Here is a 12578-nt window from a genome sequence, read left to right on the forward strand (position 1 = left end):
ATGGCACAAAGGAGGCTTGCAATGAAAAAAACACTAATGATCGTTGTAGCTTTATTAGTATTTACCTTACCGCTATCCGCTTACAGTGTTAATTCTTTAAAAAGTATTGATAAGAAATCTTTACGGTCCGAAATGGTCGCTCAGTCAGCAACGGTTATTCAAAAAAATCAACGTCAGTGGCACAAAGAAATTTTCGATTCGAAAGTTAAGGTCGTGCATAGCGCCGGATTCACGGATGAATTTAATACAACTAGTTTGACCTTAGATCAGCTACAGAACCATAATCAGTCAGTCATCAAAGGTACCGTCTATAACTTACAAAAAATGAATAGTCCCAAGAATATGGCTTATACGAAAGCTAAGATTCATGTCGACAAAGTCATCAGTGGCGATAAAACCATGCAAGGTAAGAATATTTATTTAGTCTTTGACGGTGGCTTAGTATCGTTTAATCATTGGTACACTAAGGAACAATCTAAGAATGCGGAACGGGAATTGTTTGTTAAAAATGATGAATTTCCGTTACCTGCGATCGGTTCAAAAATTATTACTGGCCTTATTCCCAATCATTTAGATGAACCATCAGATCATAACGCCGTTTTGAAGCAGAGCGGCTTTACGATTCACAATTCATATACGATTAGCAATCCGAAATACAACTTATGGATCAAAAATACTTCCGCAAAAGAGTTTCAATTGAATAATCCTAAGTTGAAAGAGAAGACTAACAATCCGTTGATCCGAAAATTGCAGAGTTTAACTAAGCAGCTCAATCAGAAATACAATAAATAGCGGTTTTCCATACCTAAAAGGTATACTTGCTAATGAATAATAGGTATTATACATTTCAATAAATTGGCGCCATACTAAAGATGTTCTCTTGTGAGAATGTCTATTTTTTTACGAAAGGTGACGTTAGAATGGATTATCAAAAATTAGGTAATACGGGTTTAGATGTTTCTCGAATTTGTCTAGGGACGATGGAATTTGGTCGACCAGAGTCAGGGATGTTTCCTTGGGCAGTTGATTATGATCAGAGTGAAAAAGTAATTAAAGAAGCGTTGAATTTAGGTATTAATTTTTTTGATACAGCTAATATATATTCACATGGCGACAGTGAAGAATATGTCGGTAAAGCTTTGAAGAAAAACGCCAACCGTGATGAAGTCGTCGTGGCTACCAAAGTGTTCTTCAGTCCTTCCGATAAGCCTAATCAAGCTGGACTATCTCGCAAAGCAATTATGTCGCAAATTGATCAAAGTCTAGAACGTCTGGATATGGATTACGTTGATCTATACATCATTCATCGTTGGGATTACAATACACCAATCGAAGAAACAATGGAGGCTTTGCATGATGTGGTTAAAGCTGGCAAGGCTAGATATATCGGAGCTTCAGCTATGTATTCATGGCAATTTGAAAAAGCCCAAGCCATTGCTAAAGCACACAACTGGACCCCATTTGTTTCGATGCAGAATCATTTGAATTTGTTGTATCGGGAAGAAGAGCGTGAGATGATGCCATTGTGTGAAGATCAAAATATCGCTGTCACGCCATACAGTCCATTGGCTTCAGGCCATTTAACTCGTACAACATGGAATGCAGCTACCAAACGTTCGCAAACTGATAAAGTAGCTGTCAGCAAGTACGATCAAGCTGAGATTAATGATATGGAAATTGTTAAGCGAGTTCATGAAGTTGCTGATAAATATCAAGCAACAATGGCGCAAGTAGCACTAGCATGGCTGTTGCAAAAGAAACAAGTTGTTGCTCCAATCATTGGCGCTACGAAACCAGATCACTTGGCAAGCTCAGTTGATGCCTTGGAATTGAAGCTGACTTCAGAAGATGTAGCTTACCTCGAAGAACCATATCAACCTCATGCAGTCGTTGGCGCTTTTTCCAAACAAAATCACGATTATACACGTTAAGGAGAAGTTTATGAAAATTGACAGTTTTGCCCATGTTTTGCCGATTGGTTTACTTAAACAGCTGCAACATGCTGTACCTGATATTATCGAACAAAATCCTTTTTTGAAGATTCCGGCTTTAACTGATATGACGATTAGAAAAGAGTCTTTCCCTACAGATGTAAAACAAATCATTTCTAACGTCAATCTGAATCCAGAAGATTACTTAGATGGTGCAAGTTCTAGCAAGTTATGTATTGCTGTGAATGAAGAACTACTTCAGTTAGTTCATGATAATTCTGATATTTTTACGAAGGCTGTCGCAATGGTACCAATGAATAATATCCCTAAAGCTGTACAAATAATTGAACAACAAGTAAAAGGTCAGTTTGTAGGAATCCAACTCTTTACAAGGGCTTTAGGTAAGTCGATTGCTGATCCGGAGTTTGAAGCGGTCTTTGAAACGATGGCAAAAAAAGATTTGCCGATTTTTTTACATCCAGTTTTTGATGATAGGAAACCAGATAACAATATTACTTTTAGTTGGGAATATGAATTGACACAAGCAATGTACCAAATTGTTCAAGCGGGTTATTTTGAAAAATACCCTAACTTAAAAATCATCGTTCATCATGCTGGAGCGATGGTGCCATTTTTTGCTGGTCGGATCAAATATACGATGTCAGAACAACAATATGAAGATTTTCAAAAGTTTTATGTCGACACGGCTATTTTGGGCAATCCTAAGGCATTAGAGCTAGCAGTCGATTTCTTTGGTGCTGATCATGTGTTATTTGGAACGGATGCACCTTTTGCCGTGATGCCAAATGGTGATACATCAGAAATTATTCAGGCAATTGCACAGATGAATGTTTCAAAAGCGATTAAAGAAGATATTTATAATAATAATATTTTGAAATTGATTTAAGAGAGGGATACTAATGCCAAAAACACTTTATCTCATGCGCCACGGTCAAACTTTATTCAATCGACAACATAAGATTCAAGGTGCTTGTGATTCACCACTGACAACTCAAGGGATTGCTGATGCCAAATCAGTTGGACAGTATTTTCAAACAAAAGGAATTGCCTTCGATCATGCTTACACTTCAACTCAGGAACGAGCTGAGGATACTTTGAAATTAGTTACTTCACAACCATATCAGCGGTTAAAAGGTTTAAAAGAATGGAATTTTGGTGAGTTTGAAGGTGAGAGTGAGCGTCTAAATCCGCCATTTGATCCTAAAGTCGGTTCGATGGGGGATGCTTTCGTACCTTATGGTGGTGAGGGGGCAGATCAAGTTCAAGCTAGAATGGTCAAGACATTGACGAACGTAATGCAACAAGAAGACAACCAGCAAGTTTTAGCGGTCGGTCATGGCGGTGCCATCTATTTGTTTTTGAAGCAGTGGCTATCTTTGGATGAAATCGTTAAACATACTGATCTGCACAATTGTACGGTTCTGAAATTTAGTTTTGACGGTCATGATTTTACTTATGAAACGACGATCAATGTTGTCTAGACGAAATATGATAAACGAAAAAGACCCTGATTCCATGGAATCAAGGGCTTTTCTAGGCAATTTTCTAGTTATTCATTAATTCAGATAGCAATTCTTTAGCTGACTCGTGCAAACTGTCTTTTGACTTGTCATAGCCAAGGTGAGTATAGGTCTCGCCGACATAAACGTTATCTTGATAAAGTTTATTGAAGACTTTGTCGATAATTGGACGAGTTTTTGCTTCTTCTTGAACTGGTCCGAATGGGTTAGCGAAGAAAGTCGTACTCATACCGACTTCATCAGTTGTACCCAAGGCCTTACGTTTACCAGCAATGAAGGTAGCCTTAGCTTTTTCTTCATTAGGGAACTGGTGCAAGCCAATTTCAGCATCGTAGTTATTAGCATAAACCCACATGTCGATTGAATGGTGTTCAACAACGTGCTTGTATGTATTAGCAGGTAGAATAACTCGAGCGTTCTTTAATTCAGGGTTCAAGTAAATTCCCCGATCCATGTTATTAAAGGCTACAGAGCTGCTCAAATCATCCAATCGAACGAAAGCTCCAGTTTCGGTTCCTTGAGCATAGACATTACCGTCATCGTCGAAAGCAAAACTACCCATATCATCAAAGATAGTTTCGATGTTGATGATCTTGTCATCTGCGACTTCTTGTAAGGCTTCGATTGATTCAGATTTTCCAGCACCAGAGTCTCCAAAGAAGACAACGGACTTAGTTTTACCATTCGAGAAGCTGATTCGAACCATTGAGCCGTGGATAGGTAGATTATTTTCATAAATCATATGTAAATTGTGAACTGTCAGACACATTTTCTTCATATAACCAAAGTAGGTTGTCTTGTCGTTATATGGAACTTCCCCGATCCAGATGTCATTTTCCTCGTCGTGATAGTAATGGCTGACATTTCCTTCGGTTTCTTTAAGACCAAAGAGGATGATCTCGTCAGGTTTCTTACCGGCAACGCTAGCTTCATCTGCGACTTCGAACAAATTGGCTAGAGCAATACCACTGACAAAGTAGTCACGATGGAAGTAAATGAAAGCTAAACTTTCACCAATCTTAGCTGGGAAGCAGTACCAGTCATTTTGGGAACCGTCGAATTTTTCAATGGGATTGTCATTGACAGCACTGAAAACACCCTCACGCTTGTTACTCTTAGTGTGCATCATCATTGGGGGACGCATCATAATCGTATCTAAGAAACGGATACTTTGTAGTGATTGGTATTTGGCAGGCATGTCCCATTTAATTGATTGTGTTAGGACGCAGGCGTTAGTACCAGCGTTGATTTGGCGATATGCACGATTTGAAAAACCTTGTAGTTTTTCTTCAATAGCTCGATATAAACGAATAACGACCTCGTTGAAACGATTATCGATATTCATAAAATTGCCCTTAACGATAGCACTGCTATGTTTATTGATCAGAGAAACTCTAAAGTATGAACGGTAATATGAATAGAAATCTTCAATACTAGTTAAGATCTGTTCATTACCATATTTTTCATATGCGGGTTTATCGTCAATTAAAATAGCTTTCAAAATATTAATGTAAGTATCGGCAGCTAAGCCTTCAACTTTGTTAGTTACAGCAAGTTGACTTTCCTCAAGATAGAGGGCAACTAAATTATGGAAACCTTGGCTATTGATCAACTGAAAGACATCAGAAATATACTCCTCGTTGTAATTAATTACAGCAACTGATCGATTAGGATTGATGTAGAATGCTTTTGATTCGATAGCGTCGATTGAGTCAGACATATGTTAAAGTTCTCCTTTCAAATATAAGCTTAATAATCAGTTTATAGCATTTCTCAGCAAACTGATAGCTAAAATTAGAACTAATTTAATATTAGAAATATTTAAAAAAGCCAATTAGCGGCAACCACAATCAATTTGAATTTCGATTTGAAATATTTCAAATAAAAAAATTATTTGATTAAATTGATTGTAATCCTGGAGGAGAGCAAGGGTTACTTTCTGAAAAAATCAAAAATCATTTTCAGAGTGACAGATAACAATACTTATTTGCACAAAATCTATGCCAAAAGTTTTTTGATTTTTTTAAGTGATTCATTATTGTAAATATAATCGCCTAAATTGAGGCATTTGTGATCAAAAAATATATTCGTTTTTATTGAATTATGATGATTTAATACCAAAAATAAAAATTAAAGCGTTTACAAAACAAAAAATGCTCGTTATAATAATCCATGTAAGTTGAATAAAAAGTTGGATTGTTACTATTAAATTAGGCATGACCATGAGCTTCCCACAAAGGGCGAAGTTTATGGTCATTTTTTTTATGAAAGGAGGGGATGCTTTGTTAGTAGTAAATCGTGTTTATAATAACAACACAGTTCTGGTGGATGTTGGAAATAAAGATCAGGCAATTATTCAAGGTAAAGGTGTTGGATTTCAGAAGCGACACGGAGATGATATTTCACCCAAGGCGGTGGAAAGAATTTTTTATTTGAATACTAATGAAGCTAAAGAGAGATTTGGCACCTTATTGAAAGATGTACCTATAGATATTACAATGACCAGTTTTGCTATTATCGAAATGGCTAAGCAAACCTTCCACTATCCTGTTCTTGATTATATTTATGTAACATTAACTGATCACATATCACAAACTTACAAACATTTGATGTCGGGTAAATATCAAAAAAGTAGTGCACCTGATATTCGTGATAAGTATCCAGTTGAATATGAAATTGCTGACAGAGCGGTTGAGATGATCAATCATGATCTGAATGTGCATTTTCCTCGGGATGCAGCTCAACCAATTGCCTTACATTTCATCAATGCTCATGGTACTGAGGCAACCGAAGATATGGAAAAATTCGACGACAAAGACTTTGGCACTAGTGTTAATAAAATTGTTCGTGCGGTTTTTTCAGAATATGGGATTACGAGAAATATAACTAACCAAAATTATTTTGATCGACTAATGATCCATTTACAGTATTTGGTTGCACGGATACAAACCAATGAGCAGGATAAGCGTATTTTGAATCAAGATATTGAAGCTGATTTTCAAAAACTTTATCCAAAATCATACAAAATAGCTAATGAGATTTGTAACAAAATTGAATCTCGACTGAACATTACATTAAATGATAACGAATTAGTTTATTTTGTGATTCACATTCAACGGTTAATTCAAGAAAAATAAAATTCTAGGAGGTCAGAAATGGCAACTAAAGAAGAAATATCAATGACAGGATTTTCAATCGTCGCCTATGCGGGTGATGCTAAAACTAGCTTGATTGAGGCATTGCAACACGCTCAAAAAGGCGAATTTGATAAAGCTAATGCTTGTGTTGAGGAGGCTAATCAGTCGATTGTTGATGCGCACAATGAACAAACGAAGCTTCTGAGTAAAGAAGCAGGTGGCGAGGATATGGACGTCACTTTTATCATGGTCCATGGTCAAGATACTTTGATGACAACGATGATGTTGCTTGATGAAGTTAAATTTTTCATTGATGAGTATAAGCGAATTGATAAGATTGAAAAGAATTTAGGTATGAAATAAAAGGAGGCTATGCTATGGATGTTGAATTAAATCGTGTAAAGAAGTTACCAAAAAACTTTGTGTGGGGTGGAGCAACCGCCGCATATCAAGTTGAAGGGGCTACGAAGGCTGATGGTAAAGGTAAAACGATGTGGGATGATTATCTAAAAGCTCAAGGTCGTTTTTCGCCTGATCCAGCAAGTGATTTTTATCATTTATATCCTGAAGATATTGCGTTGTCCAAGAAGTACGGATTAAATGCGATTCGAGTCTCAATTTCTTGGACAAGAATTTTTCCAGAAGGATACGGCAAGCCTGTTCAAGCTGGAGTAGATTATTATCATAGACTGTTTAAAGAATGCTTAGACAACGGCATTGAGCCATATGTATCACTTCATCATTTTGATTCACCTAAAACTTTGTTTGATGATGGTGATTGGTTAAATCGTAAAAATATCGATTATTTTGTCGATTACGCTAAATTCTGTTTTGATGAATTTACTGAAGTTAAACATTGGTTCACCATCAATGAATTGATTTCCTTGGCTTATTCACAATATATTCAAGGAAACTTTCCACCAAACCATAGATTTGATGTGACTAGCGCTATTCAAGCCGAACACAATGAATTATTAGCTCATGCCCGAGTAGTTAACTTATTCAAAGATGGAAACTATGATGGAAAGATAGGCTTGATTCATGTTCTTCAACCAGTTTATCCATATCCTAATACACCCGAGAATCAACATGCGGCAGATCTTAGCGATGCCTTCATGAATGCCTTTCTACTAGATGGAACCTTTAAAGGTGAATACACAGATAAGACTATGAAGCTGATCAATGAAATTTTGGATGCTAATGATGCCAAATTAGATATTGAACCTGGTGATATGGATATCTTGAAGAAGGCTTCTACCAGAAACGATTACTTTGGTTTGAATTATTATCAACCATCATTCTTTGCTGCATACGATGGTGAGAGTACAAACCATTTCAACGGAACTGGTGAAAAGGGAACATCATCATTCAAATTCAAAGGAGTTGGTCAAGCAGTTAAGAATCCTGATATTCCAACAACAGATTGGGATTGGAATATTTATCCAGAAGGTTTGTACGATATTTTGAAGAGAGTCAGTTCACAATATCCAGAAAGTAAGGAAATTTTTATTACAGAAAATGGTTTGGGTCTAAAAGAAGAATTGCCAGCTGGTGCTACTCAAGATACGATCATTAATGACGACAAACGAATTGATTTTGTTGATCAGCATATGGAAGCAATTTTGAAAGCACGTAGTGAAGGAGTTAATGTAAACGGTTACTTTATTTGGTCGCTACAAGACCAGTTCTCTTGGGCTAATGGTTACAATAAGCGTTATGGTTTATTCTTTATAGACTTTGCAACACAAAAACGATACATCAAGAAGAGTGCACTTTGGTATAAGGCACTCGCTGATACAATGAAATAATAGCTTCTAGTTGTGGATTGTTACTATTAAATTAGGCATGACCGCAGTTGGGATATAGTGGGGAAAACTATATTCTGCTGCGGTCATTTTTTGTGCAATTTATTCAGCATAATAAAAAAGGGGTGTCATTATGCAATTTATTATCGATCGACTAGAGAAACATCAGAAATTCTTTGATAAAATCTCTAAAAATATTTACTTGATGGCTATCAAAGATGGATTTTTGGCCGCAATGCCAATTATCTTGTTCTCAAGTATTTTCATTCTTTTAACATCTGTACCTCCACTACTAGGGATCAATCTCTCAAGTGGATTGAATGATTGGTTTAATAAAATTTATAACTATACGATGGGATTTGTTGGTTTATATGTAGCTGGTACAACCGCAAAAGCTTTTACTGGTTCAATTAACCAACGTATCAAAGGTGGAAGATTTATTAACAGTACTTCAACCATGATGGCTGCAATGTGTGGTTTCATGCTTTTAGCTATTGGAACAACTAAGAGTGGTGCTTATCTTGGTGATTACTTTGGTACAAAAGGTATCCTTTCATCATTCGTTTCAGCATTTTTAACTGTACACATGTACAAGTTCTGTGTTGAACGAGATATTACTATCAAAATGCCAAAAGAAGTTCCTGGTGCTATTGCTCAGAACTTCCGTGACGTTTTCCCATTTTCATTTTCAATCCTTGCAATGGGTATCATTGATGTTGCTATCCGTGCTTGGTTACACGTTCCATTTAGTGAAATGCTAGCTACATTGATTGCTCCATTATTTAAAGGAGCTGAAAGTTATTGGGGTATGGCAATTATCTGGTTCTTGATCCCATTATTCTGGTTTATGGGTATTCACGGACCATCAGTTGTAAAACCTGCTATTACAGCTGCACTTTATGGTAATACAACTGCTAACTTGGCTTTGTTTAAAGCCGGCAACTTCCCATTCCACTCACTAACAGAAAACTTTGGTAATTATATTGGTGAACTTGGTGGTACTGGTGCTACGTTCGTTGTTCCATTCATCTTTATGTTTTTGATGAAATCAAAACAATTAAAGGCAATCGGTAAGGCCTCATTTATTCCTGTAATGTTTGCCGTTAACGAACCACTTTTGTTCGGTGCTCCAATTATCTTGAATCCTTACTTCTTCATTCCATTTGTCTTGTCACCAGTTGTTAATGTTTTGATTGGTAAAATGTTTATTGATTTGTTTAAGATGAGAGGATTCATGTATATCTTGTCATGGGCTTTACCTGGGCCTATTGGTGCCTTTCTAGATACTAATTTCCAACCAATTTCACTTGTTTTAGTACTCGTTCTATTAGTACTAGATACATTGATCTATCTACCATTCTGTAAAGCATACGATGCTTCATTGGTTAAACAAGAAGCAGAAGTTGACGCTGCTGACAGTGAAACTGATGCCGCTATTGAAACAACAGATACAAACGATTCAACTGATACAACACCTGCTACAGCTACTGCTTCTGTAGCAACTTCAGCAACTGCAACGACTGAAGAAACAAACGCCGAAGATTCATTTGCCAAGAAATTAAGTCATGAAGTTAAGGTTCTAGTTCTTTGTGCCGGTGGTGGTACGAGTGAACAATTAGCTAATGCCTTAACTGACGGTGCTGAAAAATATGATGTTCCAATCGTTGCCAGTGCTGGTGCTTATGGATCACATCACGATATCTTGCCAAATTACGACTTAGTTGTTTTAGCTCCACAAGTTAGAACTTACTATGACGATTTAAAAGCTGATACTGATCGTTTAGGTATTCAACTAGTTGCTACAAAGGGACAACAATACATTGCATTAACTCGTGATTCTAAGAAAGCATTAGACTTTGTATTGGATAATTTGAATAAAAAAGATGATGAAAAGAAGTAATTATTGACTAATTATCTTCATCTTCAATCACTTTATTAAAAATTAATAAAGACATGTGATCAATGAAGTGCCTTAAAGTGTTAGATTTTTGTCTAACTTTTATGGGTCACTTCATAAAAACTCACATGTCTTTTTAATATCTAAAATTTCAAATTGATGATTCTTTGCACCCGCAAAGACGTAATACTAAATCTTGGCAAAAGCTTGTTTCAAATCTGCCAACAAGTCGACTTCATCTTCAATTCCAACTGACAAGCGGATCAATTCATCAGTAATACCATTTTGAAGACGAATGTCCCGTGGAATAGCGGCATGTGTCATTACGGCAGGGACTTCGATCAAACTTTCGATTCCACCTAAACTTTCTGCTAGGTCGATCAATTTTAAACTTTCGACGAATTTCTTAGCATCAAGTCCAGCTTTCAGTTCAAAGGAAATCATTGCTCCAAAGCCACGCATTTGTTTTTTAGCGATGGCATAACCTGTGGAATCAGGATTGCCTGGATAATAAACTTTGGCAACCTTATCGTTATCTCGCAAATAGTTGTAGATCAATTGGGCATTTTCGTGATGAACTCGCATTCTTACGCCCAAGGTCTTAATACCACGCATCAAAAGCCAACTGTCATCAGGTCCGAGCACACTACCAATTGAGTTCTGAAGAAAGGCTAGTTCTTTGGCAATCTGTGAATCATTAGTAACCGCTAGACCGGCTACAACGTCACTATGACCACCAAGATATTTGGTAGCACTGTGAACGACGATATCAACGCCTAAAGTTAGAGGGTTTTGGTTATAAGGTGTGGCAAAAGTATTGTCGACGATCGTTTTTAAATTATGTTTTTGGGCAATGTCTGAAACAGCCTTTATATCAGTGATTTTTAATAGAGGGTTAGTCGGTGTTTCAAAGTAAATGGCTTTAGTGTTTGCCTGAATCGCTGCCTCAATTGCTTCAAGATCACGGGTATCTACTACGGTGAATTCTAAGCCAAAGCGTTTGAGGACTTTGTTCACTAGCCGAAAAGTCCCGCCATAGACATCATTGCCAATAATGATATGATCGCCCGCTGAAAAGAGGGAAAATACGGCATGAATGGCGGCTGAACCTGAAGCAAAGGCAAAGCCATCAGTGCCATTTTCGATAGTGGCGATTAGTTCTTCGAGAGCGTGTCGAGTTGGGTTGCCAGTTCGGGCATATTCCCACTTAGGTTGGGCTCCCAGTTGGTGTTGGTGAAAAGTCGATGAGCGATAGACAGGGATTGAAACAGCTCCAGTTGTTTCGTCTTCGCTGATACCGCCGTGGATCAATTTAGTATTAAATTTCATAATTAAAGATTCTCCTTTGTTTTTGAGCGTAAAAAAAGGGCACAAATCAAATTGATTTGCACCCTACGCGTGATTTACCAGTAGTCTAGTTCGATTTTAGATACTCAAACTGACGGCACGCATAGAATGCGAACCGCAACAACATGAAGATGTTTGAGTATTGATTAAAATCATTGTCATAGCCTCCTAGTAAGTGATGAATTGAGAATAGTTTAATTAAGTTTGTTTGTCAAATAATTATTATTTTAATAATTGATTGTAGCTAGTGACTTTATTTTTACCGTTATCTCTAGTTAACATTGTCAAACTAGAGTTTCGAGGACTAACCGTTACATCAAAATCACCATCGTTATAACGGTCAGTGATGGAGCGAATCGTCGTTCCATGTGAAACTAATAGGATTTTATCGCCATCGTGGGCGATTTCGTCGATTTTTTCAAAACCCTTATTGACCCGAGTCCAGTATTCTTCAGCGTTTTCGGCGTCATGGAATGGATCGGCTTCTTTCATGAAGTCTTTCGTAGCATCCATACCATATTTAGCGATAATTTCACTGAAGCTGTGAGCACCATGAGGTTCTCCTACCATAAACCAGGCTTCAGGAGAATTCATACCCTCAAAGTAACCATAGAATTCTTCACGAAATTCCGTTAATTTAACTGGAGTAATTTTGTCATGATTGATATTTTCATCAACGATCAATTTGCAAGTGTCGATAGCCCGACGAGCATCAGATGAATAAGCGGCCGCAAAGTCGACATCTTTTAAGGCATGGGCAGCTTTTTTAGCTACTTTTACTCCCTCAGGGGCAAGGGGGGTATCAGACCAACCTTGCATTTTGTTATATTTGTTAAACCACGTCCGTCCGTGGCGAACCAAATAAATCTGGTATTTTGCCATATAAGCGTCCTCCTCAATATTGTAGTTTTATTGTACTA

The 12578-nt window shown here is 37.1% G+C and carries 11 protein-coding genes; 8 read left to right on the forward strand and 3 right to left on the reverse strand.

Annotated features, from left to right (window positions below; translation table 11 throughout):
* The first annotated feature begins 21 nt into the window (after positions 1-21).
* From ACYT32_RS06745 to ACYT32_RS06760, 4 genes are all read left to right on the forward strand, one after another.
* The gene (locus tag ACYT32_RS06745; RefSeq protein WP_395265372.1) at positions 22-792 is read left to right on the forward strand and encodes a hypothetical protein; all 771 of its coding nucleotides are present in this window, start codon (positions 22-24) and stop codon (positions 790-792) included.
* A 128-nt stretch (positions 793-920) separates the two neighbouring features.
* Positions 921-1931: an aldo/keto reductase gene (locus ACYT32_RS06750; protein WP_395265371.1), complete on the forward strand. Its 1011-nt coding sequence runs from the start codon at positions 921-923 to the stop codon at positions 1929-1931.
* Positions 1932-1941: 10 nt separating this feature from the next.
* Complete coding sequence (locus tag ACYT32_RS06755) at positions 1942-2838, forward strand: amidohydrolase family protein (protein WP_395265370.1); 897 nt, start codon at positions 1942-1944, stop codon at positions 2836-2838.
* A gap of 13 nt (positions 2839-2851) precedes the next feature.
* The gene (locus tag ACYT32_RS06760; protein WP_395265368.1) at positions 2852-3433 is read left to right on the forward strand and encodes a histidine phosphatase family protein; all 582 of its coding nucleotides are present in this window, start codon (positions 2852-2854) and stop codon (positions 3431-3433) included.
* Between the two features lie 64 nt (positions 3434-3497).
* On the opposite strand, the gene ACYT32_RS06765 is transcribed toward ACYT32_RS06760, so the two are convergent.
* Complete coding sequence (locus tag ACYT32_RS06765) at positions 3498-5192, reverse strand: phosphoenolpyruvate carboxykinase (ATP) (protein ID WP_395265367.1); 1695 nt, start codon at positions 5190-5192, stop codon at positions 3498-3500.
* 562 nt (positions 5193-5754) lie between these two features.
* On the opposite strand from ACYT32_RS06765, the gene ACYT32_RS06770 reads away from it, so the two are divergent.
* The 4 genes from ACYT32_RS06770 (at position 5755) to ACYT32_RS06785 (ending at position 10314) form a co-directional block, all read left to right on the forward strand.
* Entirely contained in the window at positions 5755-6609 is an 855-nt protein-coding gene (locus ACYT32_RS06770; protein ID WP_395265366.1) for a PRD domain-containing protein, read from the forward strand.
* A gap of 18 nt (positions 6610-6627) precedes the next feature.
* On the forward strand, positions 6628-6972 hold the full coding sequence (locus tag ACYT32_RS06775; protein WP_395265365.1) for a PTS lactose/cellobiose transporter subunit IIA: 345 nt from the start codon (positions 6628-6630) through the stop codon (positions 6970-6972).
* Positions 6973-6986: 14 nt separating this feature from the next.
* The gene (gene lacG / locus ACYT32_RS06780) at positions 6987-8417 is read left to right on the forward strand and encodes a 6-phospho-beta-galactosidase (protein WP_395265364.1); all 1431 of its coding nucleotides are present in this window, start codon (positions 6987-6989) and stop codon (positions 8415-8417) included.
* A 130-nt stretch (positions 8418-8547) separates the two neighbouring features.
* Entirely contained in the window at positions 8548-10314 is a 1767-nt protein-coding gene (locus ACYT32_RS06785; RefSeq protein WP_395265363.1) for a PTS lactose transporter subunit IIBC, read from the forward strand.
* Positions 10315-10500: 186 nt separating this feature from the next.
* On the opposite strand, the gene ACYT32_RS06790 is transcribed toward ACYT32_RS06785, so the two are convergent.
* Positions 10501-11640 carry a trans-sulfuration enzyme family protein gene (locus ACYT32_RS06790; protein WP_395265361.1) on the reverse strand — a complete coding sequence of 380 codons (1140 nt, stop codon included), beginning with the start codon at positions 11638-11640 and terminating at the stop codon, positions 10501-10503.
* Between the two features lie 240 nt (positions 11641-11880).
* The gene (locus ACYT32_RS06795; protein ID WP_395265360.1) at positions 11881-12540 is read right to left on the reverse strand and encodes a histidine phosphatase family protein; all 660 of its coding nucleotides are present in this window, start codon (positions 12538-12540) and stop codon (positions 11881-11883) included.
* Positions 12541-12578 lie beyond the last annotated feature (38 nt).

The sequence above is a fragment of the Companilactobacillus sp. FL22-3 genome, from assembly GCF_054881455.1.

Bases quoted from the DNA above. Each gene is read 5' to 3' on its own strand.
- ACYT32_RS06785 (WP_395265363.1), top strand. From the start codon at position 8,548: ATGCAATTTATTATCGATCGACTAGAGAAACATCAGAAATTCTTTGAT.
- ACYT32_RS06750 (WP_395265371.1), top strand. From the start codon at position 921: ATGGATTATCAAAAATTAGGTAATACGGGTTTAGATGTTTCTCGAATT.
- ACYT32_RS06755 (WP_395265370.1), top strand. From the start codon at position 1,942: ATGAAAATTGACAGTTTTGCCCATGTTTTGCCGATTGGTTTACTTAAA.
- ACYT32_RS06775 (WP_395265365.1), top strand. From the start codon at position 6,628: ATGGCAACTAAAGAAGAAATATCAATGACAGGATTTTCAATCGTCGCC.
- ACYT32_RS06760 (WP_395265368.1), top strand. From the start codon at position 2,852: ATGCCAAAAACACTTTATCTCATGCGCCACGGTCAAACTTTATTCAAT.
- ACYT32_RS06765 (WP_395265367.1), bottom strand. From the start codon at position 5,192: ATGTCTGACTCAATCGACGCTATCGAATCAAAAGCATTCTACATCAAT.
- ACYT32_RS06745 (WP_395265372.1), top strand. From the start codon at position 22: ATGAAAAAAACACTAATGATCGTTGTAGCTTTATTAGTATTTACCTTA.
- ACYT32_RS06795 (WP_395265360.1), bottom strand. From the start codon at position 12,540: ATGGCAAAATACCAGATTTATTTGGTTCGCCACGGACGGACGTGGTTT.
- lacG (WP_395265364.1), top strand. From the start codon at position 6,987: ATGGATGTTGAATTAAATCGTGTAAAGAAGTTACCAAAAAACTTTGTG.
- ACYT32_RS06790 (WP_395265361.1), bottom strand. From the start codon at position 11,640: ATGAAATTTAATACTAAATTGATCCACGGCGGTATCAGCGAAGACGAA.